The organism is Methylobacterium sp. J-078, from assembly GCF_022829285.1.
GTDB lineage: Bacteria > Pseudomonadota > Alphaproteobacteria > Rhizobiales > Beijerinckiaceae > Methylobacterium.
This window is the reverse complement of the sequence record NZ_JAKSYI010000094.1, coordinates 130,952-157,797: the sequence shown is the minus strand read 5'-3', so window position 1 is coordinate 157,797 and position 26,846 is coordinate 130,952. Positions and strand designations below refer to the sequence as shown.

Genomic DNA, 26,846 nt, shown 5'->3' with positions numbered 1-26,846 from the left:
GGGGCGGGATCGATCGCCGGCGATCGCGGCAAGCGCTGACTGGGTGGCGGCGTCGAGGAGCACGCAGACGGTCTGAGCCATTGCCCAGACTCGCATGCATCGCCCGCCTCGTGAATCCTCTGACCGCGTCAGTGCACTAGGGGGCAGGCCGGCGCGACACAACCATTGCGGGCGGGCCTTTTCCCGCCGGCACTGGAACCTCGTCGGGCCTCGACGGTTCGGTGGGCGTCGGAAAACGGACTCCAACACCCACGGGAGATGACATGTCGATCAAGTTCACGGGCCTCGCCGCCCTCGCCCTCGGTCTCGCCTTTACCGGTTCCGCCTTCGCGGATCGGGCGCCCACCCCCGAGGAGCAGACCAAGATCGAGGCCGTCCTGAAGCAGGAAGGCTTCACGAAGTGGAAGAAGATCGAGGTCGAGGACGACGAGATCGAGATCGACGACGCGATCGACGCGAACGGCAAGCAGTTCGACCTCGAGCTCGACCCGAAGACCTTCGCCATCGTGAAGCGCAAGGCCGAGTAGGTCTCGGTTTCCACGGGCGGTCCGGCCGTGGCGCCGGATCAGCCCTTGCGGATGAAGTAGGTCCCAGCGGGCGGGCTCGCGCCAGCGCCGCTGGGATTGAGGCCCCGCCACTGTGTGAGAAGGCGGCCGTCGCCACGGCGGATCTCGAAGAGCGGCCCTCCGACATCGTAGAGCCGGGTGCCGTAGGCGTTCACGGTTCGGCCGTCCCCGAAGGTGTGGAAGCCGATCGCGACCGCGTCGTCCCCGCCGCTCACCTTGCAGACGATGGTCTCGTCGGTCTGGAATCCCTCGATTCGCAGGAGGCAGTCCCGGTTGCCGCGCCCCGCGGCGATGTCGAGCCGATAGGTGACGATGATCGGCGAGCCCCCGACCGTGCGGCCCGCATCGTGCTCGTAGTGATAGCTGCCGGCCCAGGCGTGCGCCGCCTCCGTCGCGGCGGTGGCGGCCAACGCTCCGTGGCCTAACAAGGCCAGCAGGCTCAGGCCGAAACGTCCCAGCATGCGGCATCTCCTCATCCGTTCACAGGTGGGTTTCGCCCTGCCTCGCGCCCGGATCGGGCGATTTGCGGGCGGCCTCCGGGGTGTCGCAGTGCGATTTGCCGGTCCGGTTCGCGGCGTCATCCGCTTGCATCCGCGACGGAGCCCGGCCATATAGCGCTCGGGAGGTTGGCGAGGGACGTTTCACTCGCCAACCGGGTCAGGTCCGGAAGGAAGCAGCCCTAACGAGACCGAGCGGGTCTTCGTCCAGCCTCCCACCTCGATCGATGCCTTTCGGCTCGCGTGGCGGCATCCTCCGACCGGAGCCGCTCCGAACGCAGCTAAGGCGGCATGGACGCGACCTCCGGTCTACCGAGCGATGCCGGGTTCCTGCCCGGCCTTCCCGAGCCCGCGCCGGCCGCGACGCCCTACCGGGTGCTCGCCCGCAAGTATCGCCCCCAGAATTTCGACGATCTGATCGGCCAGGGCGCCATGGTGCGCACCCTGGCCAACGCCTTCGCGGCGAACCGCATCCCGCAGGCGTGGATGCTCACGGGCGTGCGCGGCGTCGGCAAGACCACCACGGCCCGGATCCTGGCGCGCGGCCTGAACTACGTCCGCGACGGACACCCCGACACAGGTCCCACCATCGCGATGCCGGAACTCGGCCGCCATTGTCGGGCGATCATGGAATCCCGGCACATGGACGTGCTGGAGATGGACGCTGCCTCGCATACCGGCATCGACGACGTGCGCGGCATCATCGACGGCATCCGCTATGCGCCGACGGAGGCGCGCTACAAGGTCTACATCGTCGACGAGGTCCACATGCTCTCCGAGAAGGCGTTCAACGCCTTCCTGAAGACGCTTGAGGAGCCTCCGCCGCACGCCAAATTCGTGTTCGCCACCACCGAGATCCGCAAGGTGCCGGTGACGATCCTGTCCCGATGCCAGCGCTTCGACCTGCGCCGCGTCGAGGCCGAGACCCTGGTCGGCCACCTCGCCCGCATCTGCACGGCCGAGGCCGTGGAGGCCGATGCCGAGGCGCTCGCGGCGATCACGCGGGCGGCCGAGGGCTCGGTGCGCGACGCGCTCTCGCTCCTCGATCAGGCCATCGCGCACGGGGCGGGCGTCGTGAGTGCCCAGAGCGTGCGCGACATGCTGGGGCTGGCCGATCGCGGCCGCATCGTCGACCTGTTCGAGGCGGTGATGCGCGGCGACATCCCCGCCGCCTTCGCGGAAGTGCGCGGGCAGTACGAGGCCGGCGCCGACCCGGCGGTGATCCTGTCGGACCTCGCGGGCTTCACCCACCTCGTCACCCGCCTGAAGCTCGTTCCCGACGAGGCCACCGCCGACCCGACCTTGAGCGAGGCGGAGCGGGTGCGCGGCGGCGATTTCGCCGGCAAGCTCTCCGTGCGCGTGCTCTCGCGGGCCTGGCAGATCCTGCTCAAGGCGATCCCCGAGGTCCAGACCGCGACGCGTCCCCAGGCGGCGGCCGAAATGGCCCTGGTGCGCCTCGCCTACGCGGCCGACCTGCCGACCCCGGACGAGGCCCTGCGCCAGATGAAGGCCCAGGCGCTGGCGGGCCCCGCGTCCGTATCCGGGGCCGCACAGGCGGTTTCCGCGCCGGGACCGATTTCGGCCGACGCCCGCCCGGCCCTGCCGCCGATCCCGACCTTCTCCGCCGAGGCGCCCCCGCCGCGCCCTGCCCTGTCCATGGCGGCCAACGGCAGCGGTTCGCGCCCCGCCCTCGTAAATCCCGGCCTCGCAAGTCCCGCCCTGGCAAGCCCTGCCCTGGCAAGCCCGGCTCCCACCCCGCAGCCGGAAGGCCCCCGCCTGCTGCGCTTCACCGACGTCGTCGCTCTCGCCGATGCCAAGCGCGACATCGGCCTGAAGATGGCCCTGGAGCGCGAGGTCCACCTCGTGCGCTTCGAGGAGGGCCGCATCGAGTTCCGCCTCGCGGAGGGCGGGCGCCAGAGCATCGCCAACGACCTCGCCCGTGCCCTCGACGCCTGGACCGGGCGGCGCTGGATCGTCGCCCTGTCGAAGGAGGCCGGCGAGCCGACCCTCGACGCCACGGCCCGTGCCGCCACCGAGACCCGCCACCAGAACGCGGCGGCCCATCCCCTCGTCCGCGAGGTGCTCGCCCGCTTCCCCGGCGCGCAGATCGTCGACGTGCGCGACCGCGCCCCCGAGGCCTCCCCCGCCCTGGAGGCGCCTCCCACGGGCGAGGCGGAGACCGAGGAGCCCGACGACGAAGCGTAGCCGCGCACCTGGTCGCGTCCCGAATCGCGAGCCATCTCCGTCTCTTTCACGACGCCAACCCGAACCAACCAAGGAGCAGAGCCGATGCGCGACCTGATGGGCATCATGAAGCAGGCCCAGGCCATGCAGGAGAAGATGGCCTCCCTGCAGGACGAACTCGACACGGTCGAGGTCACGGGTGCCTCGGGCGGCGGCGCCGTGCGGGTGACGATGACGGCCAAGGGCCTCGTACGGGGCATCCAGCTCGATCCCACGCTGATGGTCCCCGACGAGCGCGAGATCCTCGAGGATCTCCTCGTGGCCGCCGTCAACGACGCGCGGGGCAAGGCCGAGCAGGTCGCCGCCGAGCGGATGGCCGAGTTGACCAAGGGCCTTCCGATCCCGCCGGGCATGAAGCTGTTCTGAGGATCGAACACGGCGGGTGTGGGATTCGCGCCCTCCCCGCCGCGTCGCGGCGCCTTGCCGCGCGCCTCCGGAAACCGGAACCCGCGGAATCTCCAACGCTTCTCACAGGGATCGGTGAGACACGTTCGAGGTGATGATTTTGCGATACGCGATGTTCGGGCTCGTAGCGCTGAGCGCCACGGCCTTCGGGAATGCGGCCCTGGCCCAAAGCAAGCCGCTGCCGCCGGCCAGCAGCGGGGCGATGCCGCCGGTCGAACTCACCATCACGATGGATGGTGACAAACCGGTCTGCGCGCCCGCCGAATTGCGGCTTCCGGCCAACACGAACGTGGAACTGCACATCGTCAGTTCGGCCGGCGAGCCGGTGACCATCACGGCGCCGGGCCAATTCGAGAACGCCAACGTGCTGCACGCCGACGGCGACCTCGTTCACGTGGCGAGCGAGAAGGGCTACCTCGTCAAGCAGAACGGCAAGGGCACGCTGCGCATCCGTACCCTCAAAGAGGGGCAGGAGACTTATGCCTGCACGAGCAACCGCAACCAGAAGGCGCCCTTCGAGGGCAAGCTGGTCCTGACGCCGCCGGCCGGCTGAGCCGCCACCGGCCGGGTCGCCCCGGCCGGCTCTCTCGGATGAATCGCGGCGCTCAGGCGGCCGCGGCGAGCCCCGGCTCCGCGGCGCGGACATCCGCGTCGACATGCGCGGCGAAGCGCTTGAAGTTCTCCTGGAACATAGTGACAAGGCGGGTGGCCGTCTCGTGGAAGGCCGCCTTATTGTTCCAGGTCTCGATCGGGGACAGCACCTCCGTCTCGACGCCGGGCACCGCGACGGGCACCTGGAATCCGAAATAGGGGTCGCGCCGGAACTCGACGTTGGACAGGGAGCCGTCGAGGGCCGCGTTGAGCAGGCGGCGCGTGACACGGATCGGCATACGCCGTCCGGTGCCAACGCCGCCCCCGGTCCAGCCGGTGTTGACAAGCCAGCAATCGGCCTCGTGCTCCGCGATCAGGTCCCGCAGCAGGTTGCCGTAGACGCTGGGGTGGCGCGGCATGAACGGCGCGCCGAAGCAGGTCGAGAATGTCGCCTCGGGCGCCGTCAATCCTCGCTCCGTGCCGGCGACCTTGGCGGTGTAACCGGACAGGAAGTGATACATCGCCTCGGCGCCGGTCAGCTTGGCGATTGGGGGCATCACCCCGAAGGCGTCGCAGGTCAGCATGACGATGTTCTTGGGGTGCGTGGCCCGGCCGGTGGCGCTCGCATTCGCGATGAAGTCGAGCGGGTAGGCGCAGCGGGTGTTCTCGGTGAGCGACGCGTCGTCGAAATCCGGCACCCGGGTCTCGGGATGGATCACCACGTTCTCCATCACCGTGCCGAAGCGCTCCGTGGTGGCGTAGATCTCCGGCTCGGCATTGCGCGAGAGGCGGATGGTCTTGGCGTAGCAGCCGCCCTCGAAGTTGAAGATGCCGTCCTTGCTCCAGCCGTGCTCGTCGTCGCCCAGGAGCTGGCGCGAGGAATCGTTGGAGAGCGTGGTCTTGCCGGTGCCGGACAGGCCGAAGAACAGGGCCGAATCGCCGGCCTCGTCGAGGGCCGCGTTGGCCGAGCAGTGCATCGGCATCACGCCGGCCCCGGGCAGCATGTAGTTGAGGTAGGTGAAGACCGACTTCTTCATCTCGCCGGCATAGGCGGAGCCGCCGATGAGGACGAGCTTGCGGGCGAAGTTGATGGCGACCACCGTCTTCGAGCGGCAGCCGTGCCGATGCGGATCGGCCTGGAAGCTCGGCAGATCGATGATCGTCAGCTCCGGCACGTACGTCGCGAGCGTGGCGCGATCCGGACGGATCAGCAGGTTGCGGATGAACAGCGAGTGCCAGGCGAGTTCGGTAAAGACGCGGGCATTGACGCCGTGCACCGGGTCGGCGCCGCCGCGCAGGTCCTGGGCGAACAACTCGCGGCCCTCAGCATGGGCCAGGATATCGGAATAGAGGGTGTCGAACTGCTCGGGCGTGATCGCGCCGTTGTTGTCCCACCAGATCTCGTTCTCGGTGGCGGCATCGCGCACCACGAACTTGTCCTTGGGGGAACGTCCCGTATGGGAACCGGTGGTCGCCACGAAGGCGCCGCCACGGGCCAGTTGGCCCTCGCCGCGGGCCAGGGCTTCCTCGTACAGGCGCGGGGCCTCGAGGTTCCAGTGCACCGCCTTCAGGTTGCGCAGCCCGATGGCGTCGGAGCCGTGCGCCGCATTGTAGTCGCCGATATTGGTCACGCTCATCTCTCCTCGGGCACCTGATCGCGTCGCCGCCTCTGTGACCGGAAGCCGTTCCGGCTCTCCGTCTGCGCGCGCTCCGGAATGTCCGCGCGGTTGGTCAGGTCCACCGCACGCAGGTTCTCCAGTCCGGAACCACGCACGCCTTGCATAGACCCGGATGGTTTGCCGTCAACTCGCCTGTTGGCTGACAAAAAAAGTTACATGAACAGCGTTGATGGCCAAGCTTTTTCGAAAATGCGCCGGGACGTTGCCTTTTGATGTTCCCGGTCCGTCCGAAGGGGGCGAAATCGGGCGGCGAAGGCCCTATTTGAGGATCGAACGGGACGGGCTCGGCGCAGTACCGCCGGGTATCCCTTTCGTCCCGCACGGCCCGGTTGTCCGTCCTTACGCAATCCGCCGTGTGGGCTCTTCTCCACCCGCCACGAGATCCGCGCTTCATGCCCCAAGCCGTCGCCGGCCCCGAGATCGAGCGCCTGATCCAGCTCCTCGCCCGGATGCCGGGGCTCGGCCCACGCTCCGCGCGCCGTGCCGCCCTGCAACTCATCAAGAAGCGGGAGACGCTGCTGGCGCCGCTGGCCGATGCCATGCGGGTGGCATCCGAACGCATCGTCGTCTGCCAGACCTGCGGAAACGTCGACACGCGCGATCCCTGCACGATTTGCTGCGACGAAGGTCGCGATCCCGCCATCCTGGTCGTGGTGGAAGATGTCTCCGACCTTTGGGCCCTCGAGCGCTCGGGCGCGGTCACGGCGCGCTACCACGTGCTGGGCGGCGTGCTCTCGGCCCTCGACGGGGTCCGGCCCGAGCACCTGAACCTCGACAGCCTGGTCGCCCGTGCCGCCGACCCGGCGATGCGCGAGATCATCCTGGCGCTGAACGCCACCGTCGACGGCCAGACCACGGCCCACTATGTCACAGAATCCCTGAAGGCCCATAACCTGAAGGTCACCCGCCTGGCGCACGGGGTTCCGGTGGGCGGGGAGCTCGACTACCTCGACGAGGGCACGCTGACGGCGGCGATCCGCAGCCGCACGCCGTTCTGATCGCGTCGCGCGGGCGCCGGGCAATTTGACCGGCCTCCGGCGCACCCGTATCTGCGGGGACTCACGATCCGCGGAGGTTCAGGCCACCGCCGGCCCCGCTCCCAGTTTCAAGTCCGATCGCTCCCATGACCATCCGCCCCCTCGTGATCCTGCCCGACACGCGCCTGCGCCTCGCCTCCGAGCCCGTCGGCCCCGTGACGGACGAGATCCGGACGCTCGCCGCCGACATGCTGGAGACGATGTACGACGCGCCCGGCGTCGGCCTCGCGGCGATCCAGATCGGGGTGGCCAAGCGCGTCGTCACGATCGACACCTCGAAGGACGAGAACGACCGCCACCCCCAGGTCTTCCTCAATCCCGAGATCGTCTGGGCGTCCGAAGAGAAGCGGGTCTACGACGAGGGCTGCCTCTCGATCCCGGAATTCTACGGTGAGGTCGAGCGGCCCGATCGCGTGCGCGTGCGGTTCCGCGATCTGGCGGGCGTCGAGCAGGAGATCGAGGCGGACGGCCTGCTCGCCACCTGCATCCAGCACGAGATCGACCATCTCGACGGCGTGCTGTTCATCGACCACCTGTCGAAGCTCAAGCGCGACCGGGTGGTGAAGAAGTTCGCCAAGGCGGCCAAGCGCGGCGACGTCTGACGCCGCAGCCTCAGGGATCAAGAGCCATGCGCGTCGTCTTCATGGGCACGCCGGATTTCGCGGTGCCGACCCTGGCGCGCCTCGCCGGGGACGGACACACGATCGCGGCCGTCTACACCCGCGCGCCGGCCCGGGCCGGGCGCGGCATGGCCCTCAGGCCCTCGCCCGTTCAGGTGATGGCCGAGAGCCTCGGCGCCCCGGTTCTGACGCCGGTCAGCCTGAAGGGAGCGGACGCCGCCGAGACCTTCGCGGGGCACGCCGCCGACGTCGCCGTGGTGGTGGCCTACGGCATGCTCCTGCCGCAGGCGATCCTCGACCTGCCGCGCCACGGCTGCCTGAACCTGCACGGCTCGCTGCTGCCGCGCTGGCGCGGTGCCGCGCCGATTCAGCGCGCCGTAATGGCGGGCGACGGGATGAGTGGCGTCGGCGTGATGCGCATGGAAGCGGGCCTCGACACCGGCCCGGTGGCGATGGAGGCGCGGTTGCCCATCACCCCCGGCATGACGGCGGGCGACCTGCACGACGCGCTGATGCCGCTGGGTGCCGACCTGATGGCGCGCGCGCTCGAGGCCCTGGATCGGGGCGCCCTCACCTTCACGCCCCAGGCCGAGGCCGGCGTGCTCTACGCCCACAAGATCACCAACGACGAGGCCCGCATCGACTGGTCTCGGCCGGCCCGCGAGATCGCCAACCACATCAACGGCCTGTCTCCCTTTCCGGGCGCGTTCTTCGAGGCGGATTTCGGCAAGGGTCCGGAGCGCGTGAAGGTGCTGGCGGCCGAGACCGCATCGGGCTCCGGTGCCCCGGGCACGCTCCTCGACACGGAGGCGACGGTCGCCTGCGGCACGGGCGCCGTGCGCCTGCGGGCCCTGCGCCGAGCCGGCAAGGGTGGGGTCGCCAGCGGCGCGGAGTTCATGCGCGGCGCGCATCGCACGCCGGGAATGGGGCTGGCATGACCAGTCCGGGTCGGGTCTGATGCCGCGCTACAAGCTCGTCATCGAGTATGACGGCAGCCCGTTCTGCGGCTGGCAGCGCCAGACCGCCCAGCCCTCCGTCCAGGGCGCGATCGAATCGGCCGTGAAGCGCTTCTCCGGCGAGGTGGCCGGACTCACCTGTGCGGGGCGCACCGACACCGGGGTGCATGCCACCCACCAGGTCGCGCATCTCGATCTCGCGCGGGACTGGCGTACCGACGTGGTCCGCGACGCGCTCAACGCGCATCTGCGCCCGAACCCCGTGGCGATCCTTAGCGCGGAAATCGTCGGCGCCGCGTTCAATGCCCGGCATTCCGCCACCCGTCGACACTATCGCTACCGGATCCTCAACCGGCGCACCCCGCCGGTCCTCAACCGGGCCCATGTCTGGCAGGTGCCCTGGCCCCTCGACGTCGGGTTGATGCGCGTGGCCGCCACCCGCCTCCTCGGCCTGCACGACTTCACCGCCTTCCGCGCCGCTGAGTGCCAGGCGAAGAGCCCGCTCCGGACCCTCGATCAACTCGACGTGGCGGCGATGCCGATGGGCCTGCACGACGAGATCGTGGTGGCGACCTCGGCCCGCGCCTTCCTGCACCATCAGGTCCGCTCGATGGTCGGCACGCTGATGCTCGCCGGCAGCGGTCGGCTCAGCGCCGACGACGTCGCCGACATCCTGGCCAGCCGCGACCGCAGCCGCTGCGGTCCGCTGGCCCCGGCCTGCGGGCTGACGCTCGTGGGGGTGGATTACGCACCAGAATAACTTTAGGTTGATAATATTTTATCTTAAGTTGCGAAATCTACAGGAAGCGTGATCATTCGTCCGATCCGGTGTGACCCGTGCCGGAGATGATGGGACGCCCTGTGACGAAACTCCCCATTCACCTGTTCATCCTCGGCGCAACCGTCTTCGCGGCCCTGTCGCCCTTCATCTTCATCGCGATCCGCGAAGCGGTGAAACGCCAGAGGCAGGAGATCGTCCGTGATCTCGCAGCCGTGTTCGACATCGCGGGGCCATCGAGCCAGCGATTGATCCCTTCGTTCGAGTTCGTGAAGTACAAGTACTTCGTCGGCCGCGCCCGGGTCTTCGGAAAGAGCGGGGCGGTCGACGGCTCCGACGGGTCGCTGGACATCTTCGACCAGTCGCGGCACCGCGAGGACTTCACCACGACCGCCTGGGTTCTGGGCAGCGTCGCCTTCAGCTTGGTGGCCGCAGCGGCCGTATTTCACACCCTGTCGCTGCTGGCCGCCTTCCTGTGCGCGACCTCGCCCGGCTTCGCGTGGCTGGACGGCGCCTGCGCGCGGATCCAGGACGGGACCACGGTCTGGCTGTTCGGTGCCAGCGCGGCCTTCGCCGGCAGCTATCTGACGGCGCTGCGCAACCTGTATCGCGCGATCAAGAACTTCGACCTGAGCCCGGCGACGATCGTCGGCGAGACGATCAAGATCGTCATCGGCATCGTCCTCGCACCGATCCTGGTGATCGGCCTGCTCCGCCTCGGGGCGAGCGGCGCGGAACTCCTGACCACCGTGAAGGAGCCCATGAACGCGCCCCTGGTGCTGGCCCTCGCCGTCACCGGCTGCTTCGTCGCCGGCATCATGCCGGACGTCGTGCTGCGAAACATCGTCCAGCGTGACAAGCTCAAGAACTTCAAGCGGGAGGAATACGAGGTCTACCGGGCCTTCAAGATCACGCCCGTGGAGATCATCGACGGGATCGACAGCGAGATCCGCGTGCGCCTCGACGACCATCACATCCATTCGACTCAGAACCTGGCGGCCGCCAACCCCCTGATGCTGTTCGTCGAGACGCCCTACGGCGTCTACCAGATCATGGATTGGGTGGCTCAGGCGCAGCTCTGCTGCTCGGTCGGGCGCGAGAAGGTGATCAGGCTCTGGCCCCTCGGTGTGCGCACCCTGTTCGACCTCGAACGGCTCGCGGCCCCGAGCGCGGTGCGCAACGAGGCTCTGTTGATCGAAGTCGGCCGGATCATCCTGGGTGCGACCATGATCGAAGCAGCACCGGACCGGGCGTCCGCGGTCGACCTCGTCGTCGCCAGCATCGAGTTGCGCCTCGACGATCCACACGTCCAGCGCCTGCGCCAGATCTTCATCGCGGTGGGCGACCGTCTTGGTCCGGATTGCCGGCGCTTCCGGACCCAATCCACCTCAACGGGCACACCGGGTAGTTCCGCCTGAGGTCCGACCTCGCGGCAGACAGGCCCGGCCGGGCGCGACGACGGGACTAGCGCGCGTCGAAATACGCCGCCAGCACCCGCGTGTAGATCGCGGTCAGACGGTGGAGGTCGGCCACCGGCACGCATTCGTCGGTCTGGTGCATCGTGCGGCCGACGAGGCCGAACTCGATCACCGGGCAGGCATCCTTGATGAAGCGGGCATCCGAGGTGCCGCCCGTGGTCGAGAGCAGCGGCCGGCGCCCGGTCTCCGTGGTGATCGCCCCGGCGACGAGCTCGGTGAACGCGTCGGGCTTCGTGAGGAAGGCCGGGGAGTTCGAGGGCAGGAGGTCGAGGGTGTAGCGGACGCTCCGCCCCGCCGCCCGATCGAGGCGGGCACGGATTTCCGCCCCCAGGGTCTCGGCGGTCCAGGTCTCGTTGAAGCGGACGTTGAAGGTCGCGCGGGCCTCGGCCGGGATCACGTTGGTGGCCTGGTTGCCCACGTCGAGGGTAGTGAATTCGAGGTTCGAGGCGTCGAAGTGCCGGGTTCCGGCGTCGAGCGGCTCGGCGAGCAGCGCGGAGGCCAGGCGCATGAGACCGGGAATCGGGTTCTCGGCGAGATCGGGATAGGCCACGTGGCCCTGGCGGCCATGAACCACGAGCCGGCCCGTGAGCGAACCGCGCCGGCCGATCTTGATCATGTCGCCGAGCGAATCGGGGTTGGTGGGTTCGCCGAGCAGGCAATGGTCGAAGCGCTCACCCCGGGCCCGGGCCCATTCGAGGAGCTTCACCGTGCCGTTGATCGCCGGCCCCTCCTCGTCGCCGGTGATGAGGAAGCCGATCGAGCCCGGCAGGTCCGGTCCGGCCACGTCGAGATAGTCGAGGGCCGCGGCGAGCATGCAGGCGATGCCGCCCTTCATGTCGACGGCACCGCGCCCGTACAGGATTCCGTTCTCCACCGTACCGTCGAAGGGGCCGTGACCCCAGCGCGCGACGTCGCCGGGGGGCACCACATCGGTGTGGCCGGCAAACAGCAGGTAGGGCGCCCGCGTGCCGATGCGGGCATAAAGGTTCTCGATGTCGGGGGTGCCCGCTTCCGAGAAGCGGGGACGCTCCACGGTGAAACCGGCCCCTTCGAGGATGCCGGCGAGCCAAGTGAGCGCGCCGCCCTCCTCCGGTGTCACGGAGGGGCAGCGGATCAGGCTCTGGGCGAGGGCGACGGGGGAGCGGTCGAGGAGCGCGTTCGGCACGGGCGGGACTCTTGGCGTGATGTCCGGGTGCGCACGGCCATAAGCGCCGGTGCGCGGGGGTGCAATTCGCGGCCGGGCTTTCGCCGCGTGCCGGCCGGGCTTATCTGCTGGCCATGGCCTTCTCCCCCGACGAAGTCGAACGCTATGCCCGCCACCTCGTCCTTCCGGAGGTCGGCGGCCCGGGACAGACACGGCTGAAGGCCGCCCGCGTCCTCGTCATCGGGGCCGGCGGCCTCGGCGCGCCGCTGATCCAGTACCTCGCCGCCGCCGGAATCGGGACGATCGGCATCGTCGACGACGATATCGTCTCGCTCTCGAACCTCCAGCGGCAGGTGATTCACGCAACCGCCGATATCGGTCGCCTCAAGGTCGAGAGCGCGGCCGAGGCGGTGGCGCGCCTCAACCCGCACGTGGCGGTGGAAGCGCACCCGACGCGCCTCACGGTGGAGAACGCGGGTGCGCTGATCGCGGCCTACGACGTGGTGGCCGACGGCTCGGACAACTTCGCCACGCGCTACGCGGTCTCCGATGCCTGCTTCCACGCCCGGCGCCCCCTGGTGACGGCGGCGCTCGGGCGATTCGACGGCTCCCTGACCACGCTGCGGCCCTACGAGGCCGGCGCGGACGGGCGCCCGAACCCGACCTATCGCTGCCTGTTCCCGAGCCCGCCGCCGCCCGGCGCGGTGCCACCCTGCGCGGAGGCCGGTGTCCTCGGGGCACTCGCGGGCGTCATGGGCTCGCTGATGGCGCTGGAGGTGATTCGCACCGTGACGGGCTTCGGCGAACCCCTGATCGGGCGCCTGCTCATGGTCGACACCCGCTCGATGCGGTTCGAGACCCTGGGCTACGGCTGGGACGAGGCGAACCCCCTCAGCGGGACGCAGCTCCAGGGTTGAGCGGGGCCCCGGGCCCGGCCGGCGCCTACTCGGCTGGAAGGGCCGTCAGGCGCGGACGCGGTTCCTTGCCCCGCGCCGTCTCGTCCAGCGCGTCGGTGAACTGCAGGGCGGCGAGCTGCGCATAGAGCGCGCCCTGCGCCAGCAGGCTCTCGTGCGTCCCGCTCTCCACGATCCGGCCACCGTCGAGGACGAGGATCCGGTCCGCCTTGCGGATCGTGGCGAGGCGGTGGGCGATGACCAGGGTGGTGCGCCCGCGCATCAGGGTGTCGAGGGCGGCCTGCACGGCGCGCTCACTCTCAGCGTCGAGGGCGGAGGTCGCCTCGTCGAGGAGCAGGATCGGGGCGTCCTTCAGGATGGCGCGCGCGATCGCCACGCGCTGACGCTGGCCACCGGACAGGGTGACGCCGCGCTCGCCCACGGTGGTGGCGTAGCCCTGCGGCAAGGCCTGGATGAACCCGTCCGCATTGGCGAGTTCGGCGGCGCGCTGCACCTGCGCCTCGGTGGCCTGGGGCCGGCCGTAGCGAATGTTCTCCAACACGCTGCCGGAGAACACGGTGGGGTCCTGCGGCACCAGGGCGAGGCGCTCGCGCAGCGCATCGGGATCGGCCCGAGCGATGTCGACCCCGTCGACCCGGATGAGGCCGGTCTGCGGATCGTAGAAGCGCAGCAGCAATTGCAGCACCGTGGTCTTGCCGGCGCCCGAGGGGCCGACCAGCGCGACGCGCTCGCCCGGTGCGATCGTGAAGCTGATTCCGTCGAGGGAGGGATGGTCGGGACGCGCCGGGTAGAGAAAGCGCACGGCTTCGAAGGACACAGCGCCCTTGGCCGGGACCGGCATCGGCACGGGGTCCGCCGGGACCCGAATCGCCGGCTCGGCGGCCAGGATCTCACCCAGGCGCTCGGCGGCCCCGGCGGCCTGGGCGAGCTCGCCGTAGACCTCCGAGAGCTGGCCCAGGGCACTCGCGCCGAACACCGCGTAGAGCACGAACTGCGAGAGCTGGCCGGCGGTCATGGTGCCGGCCAGCACTCCTTGCGCGCCGTACCACATCACCCCGACGACGCTGGCGGAGATGAGGAAGATCGCCACGCCCGTGAGGAGGGCACGCGCCTGGATCGAATCGCGGGCCGCCCCATAGGCATTCTCGGAGGCCTCGCCGAAGCGGGCCGCAGTGGTCCGGCCCATGCCGAAGGCCTGCATCGTGCGGATCGCGTTCACCGCCTCGGCCGCGTAGGCGGAGGCGTCGGCCAGCCGGTCCTGCGCCGCCCGCGAGCGCCGGCGCACGCCCCGCCCCGACAGAATCAGCGGGAACACGATGAGGGGAATCGCGGCCAGCACCAGGATCGAGAGCCTGGGGCTGGTTATCACCATCATCACCACGGCGCCCGAGAACAGGAAGGCATTGCGCAGGAGGATCGAGATCGAGACGCCGAAGACCGCCTTGACCTGCGTCGCGTCCGCCGTGAGGCGCGAGATGATCTCGCCCGAGAGCGACCGGTCGAAGAAGGCCGGGTCGAGCTGGGTCAGGCGCCGGAACACCGCCGTGCGCAGGTCCGCCACCACACGCTCGCCCAGGGTCACGACCGTGTAGTAGCGGGCGCCGCTGGACAGGGCGAGGACGGCGACCACGCCGATCAGGGCGGCGAAGTAGGTGTCGATCACCCCCTGCCCGTCCGGCGAGAAGCCGTGGTCGATCACCCGGCGCAGCGCGATCGGCACCACCAGAGTCGCGCCCGACGCCGCCAGCAGCGCGAGGAACGCCGCGAGCATCCGCCCGCGATACACCGCCGCGAAGGGAATCAGCGGGCGCAGCGAGCCGAGCGGTGCCTTCGGCCGGGCCTCCCCGGAGTTTTTCTTGTCACGGCCGCGAGCCATGGTGCCTCGTCATCATTGGTCGTCTCAGGAAAAGCGACCGCCGGGCGGTCTCTTCGATCGGCGCACGCTTGTCGAGCGAAGGTGCGTGGGGTATAGGCGCGCCTTCATCCGATTGCGCGTGATCTATGGCCGCGGGCCGCCAGACGGGCCGGTCGGCTTGGCTATTCCAGGATTTCGACTTCAAGGGTTTCGTCATGGCAAAGAGCGCGGCCGACAAGGCCAAGGGTACCGAGCATCCCGACTACCACTTCATCAAGGTCGTGATGACCGATGGGTCGGACTACATGACCCGATCGACCTACGGCAAGGAGGGTGACACCCTCAACCTCGACATCGACCCGAACACGCACCCGGCCTGGACCGGCGGCGAGCAGAAGATGCTCGATCGCGGTGGCCGCGTCTCGCGCTTCAACTCGCGCTTCGGCGCCCTGTCGTTCGGCAAGAAGTAAGCGGATCGTAGGCTGGCTCGGCGCTCACGCGGCGGCCGGCCTCACGATGGCGTGAAACGCAGAGCGGGCGGCACCTCATGGGTGTCGCCCGCTCTGCGTTTCTGGATCCTGATCCGCGCGGCTTCCCCGTCGGCGCGCCCCGGCGGCGCCGGGGCAGCGGGCGTCAGGCGGAGACCGGTGCGAAGGCCGAGCGCAGTCGGCTCAGCTGTGCCACCACCGGGCTTTCCTGTGGGGCCGGGGTCGGCCGCTCGTCGGTGATCACGGCATCGAGGTGGAGGATGCGGGTGTGGAGACGACGCGAGCGCACGATGAGATCCTGCAGGGTCGGCGGCAGCACGCCGAACACCTCGCCGCGGAAGGTCTCAGGCGTGGTCAGGCGAACGCGGGTCTTCTCCTGCATGGCTTCGGCCGGAGTGAGTTCACCCTCCGACACCGCGCGCTGCACGAGAAGCCAGGACGCGATCTGCATCAGCCGGGTGGTCAGACGCATGCTCTCGCTGGCATAGCTCAGCGTGCCGTCGCGGGACATCAGCCGGGATTCCTCCCGTCCCGTCCCGTCGAGATAGGCGGCGGCCTCCTCCACCAGGGTCATGCCCTCGCGGAACAGGACCTTGAACGCCTCGGAGGTGATGTAGGTGTCACCGAAGTTGACCCAATCCCGCTCGTCTCGAAACATGACGTCGAATCCGCTCATGGTGCCTCCTGTGCCGCGACCGTACCGGGTTCGTCCCGAAATGAGACGCTGGCGGCGCGTTTGCACCTGGATCGCAACTCTAGCGCCGAAGACCCGGCGCGGGGGCTTCACGTGATGTTAACGTTAATCGGCGCCATCGGTGCCTCGGCCGAGTGAACACGAAAAAAGGCCGCCTGTTTCCAGGGCGGCCTTGGAGATGTCGTCGGGAGCAATTCAAGCGTCGGATAAGCAGTCCAACGCTGCTCGGGGTCGCCGAACAGGATCACAGGATGGCGCAACGCGGTTAACGAAGCGTTACCGCGCCGGAGGATTCGGATGCTGGCCCGGAGGCGGCGAACGGCGCCCGCGTGCGATGCTCGAAATCGAGATCCGGCGCACCGAAACCGGCCTGCCGGAATTGACTCGGTCCACCCCATCCGTCATAAGCCGCGCCATCGCGACGCGGCGCCCTCGATGGGCGCTGTTCGCGCTTGCAGACACATTTTCGGGCGAGTGAATATCCGGCGCGGCCATCCGTGCAGCCCGGATCGATCCTCGACCATTCGGAGATCGCGCCATGAAGAGAACCTATCAGCCCAGCAAGCTCGTGCGTAAGCGTCGTCACGGCTTCCGCGCCCGCATGGCCACCGCCGGCGGCCGCAAGGTCATCGCGGCCCGCCGCGCTCACGGCCGCAAGAAGCTCTCGGCCTAAGAGCACCGGCCGCGCCGCCATGGCGGCGCGCTCCAGCATGTTTCTGGTTCGAAGCCTCCCGGCCGAGGGCCGCAGACCGGGTCGCGGGATCGGATCGGCCATGTCGACGATCGGACGACTCACGCGACGCTCCGATTTCCTGGCTGCAGCCGGCGGGCGTCGTTATCACAACGAGCGCCTCTCGGCACAGGGCCTCGTCCGTGCCGAACCGGCTGCGGGCGATGATCCGCCCGAGGGCCTGCGCATCGGCTTCACCATCACCAAGCGGGTCGGCCACGCCACGGAGCGCAATCGCATCCGGCGGCGTCTGCGCGCGGCCGTGGCGGAAGCGGCCGGCGCATTGCCGGCGCGCGACGCCGACGTGGTGCTGGTGGCCCGGCGCCCCGCCCTGCACGCCCCGTTCCAGACCCTCATCGACGATCTGCGCCAGGCCGTCGCCGTGGTGACGAAGCCGCAGGCGGCCAAGACGGCCGCAGGGTCCGGACCCGGACACAGGGGCGAACCCGATCGGGCCTCGTCCCGGCGTCGGCGCGGCAAAGGCGCGCCTGCGTCTGGCGCATCGGCGGCGGCTCCGGTATTGGCCACGGGCGCGACGGCCTCCGTGTCGCCCGGCCCCCGCCCGGCGCCAGCGGGCGCGCCCTCCCCTCCATCCAACGCATGCGACGGACCGACCGATGGGTAATGACAAGACGAACATGATCGTCGCGATCGCCTTGTCGCTGGCGGTCCTGCTCGGCTGGAACTACTTCATCGCCGCCCCGCGCGTGGAGCAGCAGCGTCAGGCCGCCCTGCAGAACAAGGCGGCGACGCAGGCCACCAGCCCCGACGGCGTGCCGAGCGCGGCCCCGAAGGAGGGTGGCCCGGCCACGCCCGTCCCCGGAACCCTGCCGGGCACCTCCGGCAGCGCCGGCGGCATCGTGCCCCGCGAGGCCGCGATCGCCCGCTCGCCGCGCGTGACCATCGACACCCCGGCGCTCGCCGGATCGATCGCCCTGAAGGGCGGCCGCATCGACGACGTGTCCCTGAAGAACTACCACGAGACCGTGGACGACAAGAGCCCGCGCATCGTGCTGCTCTCGCCCACCGGCACCGAGAACCCGTACTACGCCGAGTTCGGCTGGGTCGGCCAGAATGCCGGTCCGCTGCCCGGCGGTGACACGGTCTGGACGGCGGACGCCGCCACCCTGGCGCCCGGCAAGCCCGTGACGCTGAGCTACGACAACGGCGCCGGCCTCCTGTTCAAGCGCATCATCGCGGTGGACGAGAAGTTCCTGTTCACGGTGCGCGACGAGGTCGAGAACAAGGGCGGCAACGCCGTCAGCCTGTACCCGTACAGCCTCGTCTCGCGCTGGGGCAAGCCGCACACGCAAGGGTATTACGTCCTGCACGAGGGCCTGATCGGCGTGCTCGGCGCCGATGGCCTGCAGGAATACACCTACGACCACCTCGCCAAGGAGCCGGCGCTGGGCAATGCCAGCACGAAGGGTAAAACCTGGGCGGGCGTGACCGGCGGCTTCGTCGGCATCACCGACAAGTACTGGGCCGCCGCCGCCATCCCCGACCAGTCGGCGCCCTACACGGGCAGCTTCACGGAGCGGACGGACGGCGCCACCAAGGTCTACCAGGCCAACGTGCTCGGCAACGTGCAGGTGGTGCAGCCCGGCGCCTCGGCGGCCGCGACGCAGAAGCTGTTCGCCGGCGCCAAGGAGGTGAACACCGTCAACGCCTATCAGGCGGACCAGAGCATCAAGCAGTTCGACCTGCTGATCGACTGGGGCTGGTTCCACTTCATCACCAAGCCGATGTTCCGGGCCCTGGACTTCTTCTTCCACCTGCTCGGCAATTTCGGCGTGGCGATCCTGGTGGTCACGCTCTGCCTGAAGCTGCTGTTCCTGCCGATCGCCAACAAATCCTACCAGTCCATGGCCAAGATGAAGGCCGTGCAGCCCGAGATGACGTCGATCCGGGAGCGCTACAAAGACGACAAGATGAAGCAGCAACAGGCGATGATGGAGCTGTACAAGAAGGAGAAGATCAACCCGGTCGCCGGCTGCTGGCCGGTGCTGATCCAGATCCCGGTCTTCTTCGCGCTCTACAAGGTGCTGTTCATCACCATCGAGATGCGGCACGCGCCGTTCTTCGGCTGGATCCAGGACCTGGCGGCCCCCGACCCGACGAACATCCTCAACCTGTTCGGCCTGCTGCCCTTCGCGGCGCCGGACTTCATCCACCTCGGCATCTGGCCCATCATCATGGGCGTGACGATGTTCATCCAGATGAAGATGAACCCCGCGCCGCCGGACCCCGTCCAGGCGCAGATCTTCACCTTCATGCCGATCGTGTTCACCTTCATGCTGGGCTCGTTCCCCGCCGGACTGGTGATCTACTGGGCCTGGAACAACACCCTCTCGGTGATCCAACAATACGTCATCATGCGCCGCAACGGCGTGAAGGTGGAGCTGTGGGACAACCTGAGCGGGATGTTCAAGCGCAAGAACGCCGTCGCCAAGAGCTGAGTGCGCCCTCCCCGGTCGAGGCCGAGGGACTCCCATCGACCCGGTCCTCCCCGTCCCGCGACGGGGAGGACTTCCTGTTTCCGGCGTATCGGCTCGCGCGTGTGGGGGATACGCCCTCCCAACCCGTCCGGAGCCGCCCGATGTCCCAAGCCGAAGACGATGCCGCCCTGCTGGAGGCCGGCCGCCTGCTCTTCGCGGGCGCCGCCGACTTCATCGCCTCGGCCCCGAACGTGCCCGCCCTGCCGCCGATGAAGGGGGTCGAGATCGCCTTCGCGGGCCGCTCCAACGTCGGCAAGTCCAGCCTCGTCAACGCGCTGACCGGGCGCAACACCCTAGCCCGCACCTCGCACACGCCGGGGCGGACGCAGCAGTTGAACTTCTTCGACATCGGCGGCCGCCTCACCCTGGTCGACATGCCGGGCTACGGCTACGCGGCGGTGGAGAAGACGAAGGTCGAGGCCTGGACCGACCTGATCCACGACTACCTGAAGGGGCGCTCGAACCTCGCCCGCGTCTTCATGCTGATCGATTCGCGCCACGGCCTGAAGGGCATCGACACGGACGTGCTCGACGGGCTCGACAAGGCCGCCGTGAGCTACCAGATCGTGCTGACCAAGGGCGACGCCCTGAAGAAGTCCGAGATGGATGCCCGCATCGCCAGGGTGCAGGCCGCCATCGCCCGGCGCCCGGCGGCCTATCCGGAGATCCTGCTCACCTCGAGCCGCGACGATCGCGGCGTACCCGAGCTGCGCGCGAGCATCGCCCGGCTGCTGCGGGAGCGCGGCGCGTGAGCGGGCTCGACCGCCTCCTGCTGGCGCTCGGCGCCCTCGCGGGCCTCCTCGGCGTCGCGGCGAGCGCGGCCGCCGCGCATCTCAGCGGGGCCGACAGCCTAAAGACGGCCGCCCAGTTCCTGCTGTTCCATGCCCCCGCGATCCTGGCGCTCGTGGCGCTCTCGGCGACGGGCACGACGCACCGGCCGATCACGCGCGTCGCGGCCTTCGCTCTCGTCGTCGGGCTGATGCTGTTCTCCGGGGATCTCGCCCTTCGAGCGCTCCAAGGCACGCCGCTGTTTCCAATGGCGGCGCCGACCGGCGGCTTTGCGCTGATGGCCGGCTGGCTGCTCGCGGCCGTCGGTGCCCTCGTTCCAACGCGGCGCGCCTGAGTTTCGCACGTACCGTTCCGTATGGGGGCGAACGAACCCGGTCGTGGTCATCGGTGCCATGCCGGTTCGCCTGCACGCCGGCTCAGAAGAACCGACAGCCCGCCCTCAGCGCACCAGCGGCGGCAGTTGCGGCGTGGCGCCCTTCGGCAAGGCCGTGCGCGCCATGTTCATGCTCATCGCCAGCAGGGTGTAGTAGCCGTTGATCCCCGCCATCTCGATCGCGCCCTGCTCGCCGAAGGTCTCCACCGAGCGGGCATAGGTGGTGTCGCTCACCGCCTTGTTGTGGTGGAGTTCCGTCGAGAACGCGTAGACCAGCGTTTCCTCCGGCCCCATCGCGTCCGGCCGCCGGCCCTCCTGGATCGCCGCGACGATCGCGGGATCGAGGCCGGCCTTCAGGGCGATCGGCGCGTGGATGTGCCACTCCAACTGCTGCGTCCATTCCCGCGCGGTGATGAGGATGATGAACTCGCTCAAGCGCAGGGGCAGCACGCTGCGATAGCGCAGATGCAGGCCCATGGTGCTGGCATTGGTCATCAGCTCCGGGCTGCGCAGGAGCGGCACGAACGGCCCGAACACCGGCGTCTTGCGCGCGGCGAGGAAGTCCGCCGACGCCTTCTCCTGGGCATCGGTGAGGGAATCGGCCGGAATTTCCGGCAGTCGATCTTCCGGCAGTCGATCTTGGGCCATGGCGGGTAGGCTCCCGAGCAGCAGTATCGACAGGACCGGCAGGATGGCGATGCGCATGTGGATCAGTCCCCTCGCGAGGCTTTCGCCCGAGACTACGGCATCACCGGGGGGTGATAGGTCAGGGTGAAGGCCAGCGCCCAGAGCAGGAACAGCACCACCGGCAGGTGGATGAGAAGCTGCAGGAAGCTGAAGCCCACGATGTCGCGCGCCTTGAGGCCGAGGATGCCCAAGAGCGGCAGCATCCAGAACGGGTTGATGAGGTTCGGCAGGGCCTCGGCCGCGTTGTAGACCATCACGGCCCAGCCGAGATGCACCTGAAGCTCGTTGGCCGCCTGCATCACGTATGGGGCTTCGAGCAGCCATTTGCCGCCGCCCGAGGGCACGAAGAAGCCCAGCACCGCCGAGTAGACGCCCATCGAGATCGGGAAGCTGCCGGTGGTGTTCAGGCTGACGAAGGCGTGGGTGATCACCTCGGAGACCGAGATGCCGGCCGCGTTCTTCGGCCCCGTCAGCATCGCGCTGATGGCGGCGTAGAGAGGGAACTGGATGAGGATGCCGGCGGTGGCCGGCACCGCCTTGGCGACCGCCACCAGGAAGCGCTTCGGGCGCCAGTGCAGCAGCAGGCCGAGGGTGATGAAAAGAAGGTTGTAGGTGTTCAGGTTCGAGATCGCGGTGATCCAGGATTGGCGCGCGAACTCCTGGTAGATCCAGGCGCCGGCAATCACCACCAGCAGGACCGTGAGGATCGGAGAGTGCTCCAGCCACTCGCCGGGCTGCTCGGGGCGGCCGAGGTCGGGCTTCTCGCGCTCGACGCTCACACCGAGGTCCTGGGCCGTGACCGCAGTGTTCGGGCGCGGTGCGGAGGCGTAGGCGATGATCACCGACATCACGAACAGGACCAGGGCGATCAGCATCGACTGCCACAGGAAGATGGTCTCGCTGAAGGGGATCACGCCGGTGATCGGCAGGAGCGCCTTCGGCAGGCTCGCGGGGTTCGCCTGAAGCTGGGCGGCCGAGGAGCTGAGGCCCATGGCCCAGGTCGCCCCGAGGCCGAGATAGGCGGCCGCCCCGGCGGCGCGGTAATCCATCCGGAGTTCCGTGCGGCGGGCGAGCGCGCGCGCCAGGAGGCCGCCGAAGATCAGGCTGAGGCCCCAGCTCAGGAACGAGGACAGCATGGTCGCGGCGGCGACGAAGCCGACGGCGCCGCGCCCGGTCTTCGGAATGCTGGCCAGCCGGTCGATCAGCGCCTGCACCGGCGGCGCCGTCGCCACCACGTAGCCGCCGATGGTGACAAAGGCCATCTGCATGGTGAAGGGGATAAGGCTCCAGAAGCCGTCACCGAAACTCTTCGCGATGGCGGGCGCCGGTGCCCCGTTGGCCAGGGCACCCAAAGCCACGATGACCACCGCGATGGCCACGAAGATGAAAGCATCGGGGAACCACTTCTCCGCCCAGGCGGTGAAACGGATGCCGGCTCGCGAGAGGGCACTCTCCGCCGCAGCCGGATCGGCGCGACGTTCCGGCGTGGATGTCGACATCGGGAGTCCTGGGAACGAGAAACGCGGCTTTGGGAGGCCGCATTCTCCGCAAATGCCGACTCCGCTCAAGACGCATTCGCGTCGGTGCACAGCCTTGATGGGAACGGTCCCGCACGAATGTCAGCGCCGCGCTTCAGCCTTCCTTGAGGTTTGCCCGGGCAGAGTGGACCGCGTTCGCGTGAGGATATCGCTCGTGGCCGACATCTCGAAGTTGCGGGACCTCGATACGCGGATGGCCGAACGCCGTGGCGCAGGTACCGCCGTTCGTGATCTCGCCAGACCGAACCAGGGCAGCACCGATTTCGAGAAGCCGTTCTCATCGCCGCTCGGCTGGCTCGGCGCCGTTCTCCTGAACATTGCCCTGGTGGTGGCCGTTGGCCTCGCCACCGTGCTCGTGCCGCCCCTGATGGCGTGCCGCGAGCAGAGCGCGCGCGGCTTCTATGCCGGCGACACTTTCGGGGCCTGCGCGTCACGCGGTATCTTGGCCCGATTCCAAGATTTCGACGGCAGGATCCGCAAGATGATCCTGAATTCCGGACAATGACGCGCAGGTGCGACGGGGCCCGAGACGGCCGCTGCCGTCCCGGGTCCCGTCGTTCGTCGTTCGCCAACCGTCTCAGTTGAGGGTGACGCTCTCCGGCCGGCGCTCGGTGCTGAGGCCGGACTTGCCGACAGTCAGGCCGAGGGGCCCGACCGCAACCGGCACAGCCTCGCCGTCGTGGATCAGCCCCGACAGGAGCTGCTCCGCCAGCCGGTCCTGCACCGCCTTCTGGATCACCCGCTTCAAGGGGCGGGCTCCGTAGGCAGAGTCGTAGCCCTTGTCGGCGAGCCAGTCGCGGGCTTCCGGTTCCACGTCGAGGGTGATCTTGCGCTCGTCGAGGAGCTTCTGCAGGCGCTTGAGTTGGATATCGACGATCGCCCCCATCTCCGACCGCTTGAGACGGTGGAATAGGATGATCTCGTCGATCCGGTTCAGGAATTCCGGCCGGAAATGGCTGCGCACCACCCCCATCACCTCTTCGCGCACGGCATCGGTGTCGTCGCCCTCGCTCTGATTGACGAGGTATTCCGAGCCGAGGTTCGAGGTCATGATCAGGAGCGTGTTGCGGAAGTCCACCGTCCGCCCCTGTCCGTCGGTCAGCCGCCCGTCGTCGAGTACCTGAAGCAGGACGTTGAACACGTCCGGATGCGCCTTCTCGACCTCGTCGAACAGCACGACCTGATAGGGCCGGCGCCGCACCGCTTCAGTCAGGGCTCCGCCTTCCTCGTAGCCGACATAGCCCGGGGGCGCGCCGATCAGCCGGGCCACGGAGTGCTTCTCCATGTATTCCGACATGTCGATGCGCACCAGCGCCGTATCGTCGTCGAACAGGAATCCGGCGAGCGCCTTGGTCAGCTCGGTCTTGCCTACGCCCGTGGGGCCCAGGAAGATGAACGACCCGATCGGCCGGTTCGGATCCTGAAGGCCGGCGCGGGCCCGGCGCACGGCGGTCGCCACCGCCTCCACCGCCTCGCGCTGCCCGACGACGCGCTCGCCCAGCACCTTCTCCATGGCCAGGAGCTTGTCGCGCTCGCCCTCCAGCATCTTGTCGACGGGCACGCCGGTCCAGCGCGAGACGACGCCCGCGATATGGGCCGGTGTGACCGCCTCCTCGACCATGCCGTCGCGTGCGACGGCGGATTCACCCGCGGCCTCGATCTCGGCGAGTTGCTTCTCCAGGCCAGGCACCACGCCGTAGGCGATCTCGCCGGCGCGCTGGTACTGCCCCTGCCGCTGGGCGTTGGCGAGTTCGGTGCGGGCCTCGTCCAGCTTGCGCTTGAGTTCGGCCGCCGCGCCGAGCTTGTCCTTCTCGGCCTTCCAGCGCGAGGTGATCGCCGCCGATCGCTCCTCGAGGTCGGCCAGCTCCTTCTCCAGCCGCACGAGACGGTCGCGCGAGGCGGAATCCGTCTCCTTCTTCAGGGCCTCGCCCTCGATCTTCAAGCGCACGATCTCGCGGTCGAGGTTGTCGAGTTCCTCGGGCTTCGAATCGACCTGCATGCGCAGGCGCGAGCCGGCCTCGTCCATCAGGTCGATGGCCTTGTCCGGCAGAAAGCGGTCGGTGATGTAGCGGTTCGACAGGGTCGCGGCTGCGACCAGCGCCGCATCCTGGATGCGCACGCCGTGGTGCTGCTCGTACTTCTCCTTGATCCCGCGCAGGATCGAGACCGTATCCTCCACGGTAGGCTCGGATACGAAGACGGGCTGGAAGCGCCGCGCCAGGGCCGCATCCTTCTCCACGTGCTTCCGGTACTCGTCGAGCGTGGTCGCGCCGACGCAATGCAGTTCGCCGCGCGCCAGCGCGGGCTTCAGGAGGTTCGAGGCGTCCATCGCCCCATCCGCCTTGCCGGCCCCGACGAGGGTGTGCATCTCGTCGATGAACAGGATGATGCCGCCCTCGGCCGCCGTGACCTCGGAGAGCACGCCCTTCAGCCGCTCCTCGAACTCGCCGCGGTATTTGGCACCGGCGATGAGCGATCCCATGTCGAGGGCGAGCAGGCTCTTGTCGCGAAGCGATTCCGGCACGTCGCCGTCGACGATGCGCAGAGCGAGGCCCTCGACGATGGCGGTCTTGCCGACGCCGGGCTCGCCGATGAGGACGGGGTTGTTCTTGGTGCGCCGGGACAGAACCTGGATCGTGCGGCGGATCTCCTCGTCGCGGCCGATCACCGGGTCGAGCTTGCCTTCGCGCGCCGCTTCCGTGAGGTCGCGGGCGTACTTCTTGAGGGCGTCGTAGGCGTTCTCGGCCGTGGCGTTGTCCGCGGTGCGGCCCTTTCGGAGCGCATTGATGGCCCCGTTGAGCGAGGCCGCGGTGACACCCGCCGCCGCCAGTGCGCGGCCGGCTTCGGTGTCCTTCTCCACCGCGAGGGCGAGGAGCAAGCGCTCGACGGTGACGTAGCTGTCGCCGGCCTTCTCGGCCGCCTTCTCGGCGGTGTCGAACAGGCGCACGAGTTCGCGCGTCGCCTGCGGCTGGGACGCGTTGCCGGACACCTTCGGCTGCTTGGCGAGCCAGGCCTCGGTCTGCGCGAGGGCGACCCGCGACTGGCCGCCGGCCCGGTCGATCAGACCGGCGCAGAGCCCCTCGGGATCGTCGAGCAGCACCTTGAGGATGTGACCCGGCTGGAATTGCGGATGGCCCTCGCGCATCGCGAGGCTCTGCGCCGCCTGGACGAAACCGCGGGCGCGCTCGGTGTAGATTTCAAAGTTCATCTGGTCCCACCTCCCCGTGTCGACGCGACCCGCCGCCCGCGCGTCGCGGCACGGCCGATCGCCGAAACGTCGCCTCCACGACCACTGCCGCTGGAGACCCCGGCGCCACCTGGCCGCCGGTCATCGGGATGTAGTGTTGCATATCGGCACCACAAGGGTGTTCGCCGCGCGGATCTCGCGCCCAAGTCCGGGCTTGCGCCGTTACGCAAATCAGGGCCACGCTGGGTGCATGAATGCCTCCGCTTCCGCCGCGCCGCTTCGCCTCGAAGCCCTCTACCGCTATCCCGTCAAAGGCCTCTCGCCGGAACGGCTCGACGCCGTCGACCTGGCGGCGGGCGCCTACTTCCCGGGGGACCGCCTGTTCGCCGTGGAGAACGGTCCTTCCGGCTTCGATCCGGAGGCACCGAGCCACCAGCCCAAGATCAAGTTCCTGATGCTGATGCGCCACGAGGCCCTGGCCCAACTCGACACGCGCTACGAGCCCGCCAGCGGCCTCCTCACGATCCGTCAGGGCGGGACGGTGGTGGCCGAGGGCGACCTCGCCACCCCGGAGGGCCGCGCCGCGATCGAGGCCTTCCTCGCAGGCTACCTGCCGGATGCCATGCGGGGCCCGGCCCGCCTCCTGACCGCGCCGGAGGGCTACCGTTTCACCGATTCGCCGCGCGGCTTCGTCTCCCTCATCAATCTCGCGAGCGTGGCGGCCCTTGAGGACATGACGGGCGCGGCCGTGGACCCGCTCCGCTTCCGAGCGAACCTCTACCTCTCGGGCCTCGCCCCCTGGGCCGAACTCGACCTCGTGGGGCGTACGCTCACGGCGCCGGATGGCTTGACCCTGCGCATCCACAAGCGAACGGAGCGCTGCGCGGCCACCAACGTGGATCCTGCGACGGGCCAGCGCGACCTCGCGATCCCCCGCACCCTGTCCCAGCATCTCGGCCACACCGATTGCGGGGTCTACGCCGAGGTGATCGCGGGTGGCGAACTGAAAACCGGCGCGACACTCACCCTCGTCTGACTCGAAGCGCGTTCGGCCAACCGCGCCGGGTGCGATCGCGCCTCCGAGCCGGCAACGGCTGC

The 26,846-nt window shown here is 69.1% G+C and carries 26 protein-coding genes and 1 other RNA gene; 19 read left to right on the top strand and 8 right to left on the bottom strand.

Annotated elements, in window-relative coordinates:
• The first annotated feature begins 263 nt into the window (after positions 1-263).
• Positions 264-527, top strand: a complete 264-nt coding sequence (locus MKK58_RS14770) for a PepSY domain-containing protein (protein WP_243912755.1) — start codon at positions 264-266, stop codon at positions 525-527.
• A 38-nt stretch (positions 528-565) separates the two neighbouring features.
• On the opposite strand, the gene MKK58_RS14765 is transcribed toward MKK58_RS14770, so the two are convergent.
• Positions 566-1,027 carry a DUF5991 domain-containing protein gene (locus tag MKK58_RS14765; protein WP_243912754.1) on the bottom strand — a complete coding sequence of 154 codons (462 nt, stop codon included), beginning with the start codon at positions 1,025-1,027 and terminating at the stop codon, positions 566-568.
• A 159-nt stretch (positions 1,028-1,186) separates the two neighbouring features.
• Here MKK58_RS14765 and ffs point away from each other — a divergent pair.
• From ffs to MKK58_RS14745, 4 genes are all read left to right on the top strand, one after another.
• An RNA gene (ffs, locus tag MKK58_RS14760) (signal recognition particle sRNA small type) lies at positions 1,187-1,283 on the top strand.
• A gap of 71 nt (positions 1,284-1,354) precedes the next feature.
• Entirely contained in the window at positions 1,355-3,268 is a 1,914-nt protein-coding gene (locus tag MKK58_RS14755; RefSeq protein ID WP_243912753.1) for a DNA polymerase III subunit gamma/tau, read from the top strand.
• An 84-nt stretch (positions 3,269-3,352) separates the two neighbouring features.
• Complete coding sequence (locus MKK58_RS14750) at positions 3,353-3,673, top strand: YbaB/EbfC family nucleoid-associated protein (RefSeq protein ID WP_243912752.1); 321 nt, start codon at positions 3,353-3,355, stop codon at positions 3,671-3,673.
• 133 nt (positions 3,674-3,806) lie between these two features.
• Positions 3,807-4,265 carry a cupredoxin domain-containing protein gene (locus MKK58_RS14745; RefSeq protein WP_243912765.1) on the top strand — a complete coding sequence of 153 codons (459 nt, stop codon included), beginning with the start codon at positions 3,807-3,809 and terminating at the stop codon, positions 4,263-4,265.
• Positions 4,266-4,317: 52 nt separating this feature from the next.
• Here the strand turns inward: MKK58_RS14745 and MKK58_RS14740 are convergent, their stop codons facing one another.
• Positions 4,318-5,934 (bottom strand): phosphoenolpyruvate carboxykinase, encoded by a 1,617-nt coding sequence (locus MKK58_RS14740; RefSeq protein ID WP_243912764.1) that lies wholly within the window; start codon positions 5,932-5,934, stop codon positions 4,318-4,320.
• Positions 5,935-6,374: 440 nt separating this feature from the next.
• On the opposite strand from MKK58_RS14740, the gene recR reads away from it, so the two are divergent.
• The 5 genes from recR to MKK58_RS14715 all read left to right on the top strand — a co-directional run bounded on the left by recR (position 6,375) and on the right by MKK58_RS14715 (position 10,791).
• Entirely contained in the window at positions 6,375-6,980 is a 606-nt protein-coding gene (recR, locus tag MKK58_RS14735; RefSeq protein ID WP_243912751.1) for a recombination mediator RecR, read from the top strand.
• Positions 6,981-7,105: 125 nt separating this feature from the next.
• Entirely contained in the window at positions 7,106-7,621 is a 516-nt protein-coding gene (locus MKK58_RS14730) for a peptide deformylase (RefSeq protein WP_243912750.1), read from the top strand.
• A gap of 26 nt (positions 7,622-7,647) precedes the next feature.
• Positions 7,648-8,577, top strand: a complete 930-nt coding sequence (gene fmt / locus MKK58_RS14725; RefSeq protein ID WP_243912749.1) for a methionyl-tRNA formyltransferase — start codon at positions 7,648-7,650, stop codon at positions 8,575-8,577.
• Between the two features lie 19 nt (positions 8,578-8,596).
• A complete protein-coding gene (truA, locus tag MKK58_RS14720) occupies positions 8,597-9,355 on the top strand; it encodes a tRNA pseudouridine(38-40) synthase TruA (RefSeq protein WP_243912748.1) in 759 nt (252 codons plus the stop codon).
• A 101-nt stretch (positions 9,356-9,456) separates the two neighbouring features.
• Complete coding sequence (locus MKK58_RS14715) at positions 9,457-10,791, top strand: hypothetical protein (protein WP_243912747.1); 1,335 nt, start codon at positions 9,457-9,459, stop codon at positions 10,789-10,791.
• 46 nt (positions 10,792-10,837) lie between these two features.
• Here MKK58_RS14715 and dapE read toward each other — a convergent pair whose 3' ends face one another.
• Positions 10,838-12,016 carry a succinyl-diaminopimelate desuccinylase gene (gene dapE / locus MKK58_RS14710; RefSeq protein WP_243912746.1) on the bottom strand — a complete coding sequence of 393 codons (1,179 nt, stop codon included), beginning with the start codon at positions 12,014-12,016 and terminating at the stop codon, positions 10,838-10,840.
• A gap of 113 nt (positions 12,017-12,129) precedes the next feature.
• On the opposite strand from dapE, the gene MKK58_RS14705 reads away from it, so the two are divergent.
• A complete protein-coding gene (locus MKK58_RS14705) occupies positions 12,130-12,912 on the top strand; it encodes a HesA/MoeB/ThiF family protein (RefSeq protein ID WP_243912763.1) in 783 nt (260 codons plus the stop codon).
• A 25-nt stretch (positions 12,913-12,937) separates the two neighbouring features.
• On the opposite strand, the gene MKK58_RS14700 is transcribed toward MKK58_RS14705, so the two are convergent.
• Positions 12,938-14,785 (bottom strand): ABC transporter transmembrane domain-containing protein, encoded by a 1,848-nt coding sequence (locus MKK58_RS14700; protein WP_243912745.1) that lies wholly within the window; start codon positions 14,783-14,785, stop codon positions 12,938-12,940.
• Positions 14,786-14,979: 194 nt separating this feature from the next.
• Here MKK58_RS14700 and rpmE point away from each other — a divergent pair, with 194 nt between their 5' ends.
• Positions 14,980-15,234: a 50S ribosomal protein L31 gene (rpmE, locus tag MKK58_RS14695; protein ID WP_018045309.1), complete on the top strand. Its 255-nt coding sequence runs from the start codon at positions 14,980-14,982 to the stop codon at positions 15,232-15,234.
• Between the two features lie 163 nt (positions 15,235-15,397).
• On the opposite strand, the gene MKK58_RS14690 is transcribed toward rpmE, so the two are convergent.
• Complete coding sequence (locus MKK58_RS14690; RefSeq protein WP_243912744.1) at positions 15,398-15,928, bottom strand: DUF1465 family protein; 531 nt, start codon at positions 15,926-15,928, stop codon at positions 15,398-15,400.
• 556 nt (positions 15,929-16,484) lie between these two features.
• On the opposite strand from MKK58_RS14690, the gene rpmH reads away from it, so the two are divergent.
• The 5 genes from rpmH (at position 16,485) to MKK58_RS14665 (ending at position 20,297) form a co-directional block, all read left to right on the top strand.
• A complete protein-coding gene (rpmH, locus tag MKK58_RS14685) occupies positions 16,485-16,619 on the top strand; it encodes a 50S ribosomal protein L34 (protein ID WP_055947927.1) in 135 nt (44 codons plus the stop codon).
• 100 nt (positions 16,620-16,719) lie between these two features.
• A complete protein-coding gene (rnpA, locus tag MKK58_RS14680; RefSeq protein WP_243912743.1) occupies positions 16,720-17,301 on the top strand; it encodes a ribonuclease P protein component in 582 nt (193 codons plus the stop codon).
• Positions 17,294-19,135 carry a membrane protein insertase YidC gene (gene yidC / locus MKK58_RS14675; protein WP_243912742.1) on the top strand — a complete coding sequence of 614 codons (1,842 nt, stop codon included), beginning with the start codon at positions 17,294-17,296 and terminating at the stop codon, positions 19,133-19,135. Before rnpA ends, yidC begins: the two co-directional genes overlap by 8 nt.
• Before the next feature lie 140 nt (positions 19,136-19,275).
• The gene (gene yihA / locus MKK58_RS14670; protein ID WP_243912741.1) at positions 19,276-19,926 is read left to right on the top strand and encodes a ribosome biogenesis GTP-binding protein YihA/YsxC; all 651 of its coding nucleotides are present in this window, start codon (positions 19,276-19,278) and stop codon (positions 19,924-19,926) included.
• Positions 19,923-20,297 (top strand): DUF423 domain-containing protein, encoded by a 375-nt coding sequence (locus MKK58_RS14665; RefSeq protein ID WP_243912740.1) that lies wholly within the window; start codon positions 19,923-19,925, stop codon positions 20,295-20,297. The genes yihA and MKK58_RS14665 overlap by 4 nt, the downstream gene beginning before the upstream one ends.
• A 105-nt stretch (positions 20,298-20,402) precedes the next feature.
• Here MKK58_RS14665 and MKK58_RS14660 read toward each other — a convergent pair whose 3' ends face one another.
• Together MKK58_RS14660 and MKK58_RS14655 are read right to left on the bottom strand one after the other, a co-directional pair.
• Positions 20,403-21,041, bottom strand: coding sequence for a carboxymuconolactone decarboxylase family protein (locus MKK58_RS14660; protein WP_243912739.1), 639 nt, complete (start codon positions 21,039-21,041; stop codon positions 20,403-20,405).
• A gap of 35 nt (positions 21,042-21,076) precedes the next feature.
• Complete coding sequence (locus MKK58_RS14655) at positions 21,077-22,522, bottom strand: short-chain fatty acid transporter (RefSeq protein ID WP_243912738.1); 1,446 nt, start codon at positions 22,520-22,522, stop codon at positions 21,077-21,079.
• 193 nt (positions 22,523-22,715) lie between these two features.
• Between MKK58_RS14655 and MKK58_RS14650 the strand changes: the two genes are divergently transcribed.
• Entirely contained in the window at positions 22,716-23,066 is a 351-nt protein-coding gene (locus MKK58_RS14650) for a hypothetical protein (protein WP_243912737.1), read from the top strand.
• A gap of 72 nt (positions 23,067-23,138) precedes the next feature.
• Here the strand turns inward: MKK58_RS14650 and clpB are convergent, their stop codons facing one another.
• Positions 23,139-25,769 carry an ATP-dependent chaperone ClpB gene (gene clpB, locus MKK58_RS14645; RefSeq protein ID WP_243912736.1) on the bottom strand — a complete coding sequence of 877 codons (2,631 nt, stop codon included), beginning with the start codon at positions 25,767-25,769 and terminating at the stop codon, positions 23,139-23,141.
• A 229-nt stretch (positions 25,770-25,998) separates the two neighbouring features.
• Between clpB and MKK58_RS14640 the strand changes: the two genes are divergently transcribed.
• Positions 25,999-26,784 (top strand): MOSC domain-containing protein, encoded by a 786-nt coding sequence (locus tag MKK58_RS14640; protein ID WP_243912735.1) that lies wholly within the window; start codon positions 25,999-26,001, stop codon positions 26,782-26,784.
• Positions 26,785-26,846 lie beyond the last annotated feature (62 nt).

Coding starts and splice junctions, on each gene's coding strand:
- MKK58_RS14770 (WP_243912755.1), top strand. CDS start 264: ATGTCGATCAAGTTCACGGGCCTCGCCGCCCTCGCCCTCGGTCTCGCC.
- MKK58_RS14765 (WP_243912754.1), bottom strand. CDS start 1,027: ATGCTGGGACGTTTCGGCCTGAGCCTGCTGGCCTTGTTAGGCCACGGA.
- MKK58_RS14755 (WP_243912753.1), top strand. CDS start 1,355: ATGGACGCGACCTCCGGTCTACCGAGCGATGCCGGGTTCCTGCCCGGC.
- MKK58_RS14750 (WP_243912752.1), top strand. CDS start 3,353: ATGCGCGACCTGATGGGCATCATGAAGCAGGCCCAGGCCATGCAGGAG.
- MKK58_RS14745 (WP_243912765.1), top strand. CDS start 3,807: ATGATTTTGCGATACGCGATGTTCGGGCTCGTAGCGCTGAGCGCCACG.
- recR (WP_243912751.1), top strand. CDS start 6,375: ATGCCCCAAGCCGTCGCCGGCCCCGAGATCGAGCGCCTGATCCAGCTC.
- MKK58_RS14730 (WP_243912750.1), top strand. CDS start 7,106: ATGACCATCCGCCCCCTCGTGATCCTGCCCGACACGCGCCTGCGCCTC.
- fmt (WP_243912749.1), top strand. CDS start 7,648: ATGCGCGTCGTCTTCATGGGCACGCCGGATTTCGCGGTGCCGACCCTG.
- truA (WP_243912748.1), top strand. CDS start 8,597: ATGCCGCGCTACAAGCTCGTCATCGAGTATGACGGCAGCCCGTTCTGC.
- MKK58_RS14705 (WP_243912763.1), top strand. CDS start 12,130: ATGGCCTTCTCCCCCGACGAAGTCGAACGCTATGCCCGCCACCTCGTC.
- MKK58_RS14700 (WP_243912745.1), bottom strand. CDS start 14,785: ATGGCTCGCGGCCGTGACAAGAAAAACTCCGGGGAGGCCCGGCCGAAG.
- rpmE (WP_018045309.1), top strand. CDS start 14,980: ATGGCAAAGAGCGCGGCCGACAAGGCCAAGGGTACCGAGCATCCCGAC.
- MKK58_RS14690 (WP_243912744.1), bottom strand. CDS start 15,928: ATGAGCGGATTCGACGTCATGTTTCGAGACGAGCGGGATTGGGTCAAC.
- rpmH (WP_055947927.1), top strand. CDS start 16,485: ATGAAGAGAACCTATCAGCCCAGCAAGCTCGTGCGTAAGCGTCGTCAC.
- rnpA (WP_243912743.1), top strand. CDS start 16,720: ATGTCGACGATCGGACGACTCACGCGACGCTCCGATTTCCTGGCTGCA.
- yidC (WP_243912742.1), top strand. CDS start 17,294: ATGGGTAATGACAAGACGAACATGATCGTCGCGATCGCCTTGTCGCTG.
- yihA (WP_243912741.1), top strand. CDS start 19,276: ATGTCCCAAGCCGAAGACGATGCCGCCCTGCTGGAGGCCGGCCGCCTG.
- MKK58_RS14660 (WP_243912739.1), bottom strand. CDS start 21,041: ATGCGCATCGCCATCCTGCCGGTCCTGTCGATACTGCTGCTCGGGAGC.
- MKK58_RS14655 (WP_243912738.1), bottom strand. CDS start 22,522: ATGTCGACATCCACGCCGGAACGTCGCGCCGATCCGGCTGCGGCGGAG.
- clpB (WP_243912736.1), bottom strand. CDS start 25,769: ATGAACTTTGAAATCTACACCGAGCGCGCCCGCGGTTTCGTCCAGGCG.
- MKK58_RS14640 (WP_243912735.1), top strand. CDS start 25,999: ATGAATGCCTCCGCTTCCGCCGCGCCGCTTCGCCTCGAAGCCCTCTAC.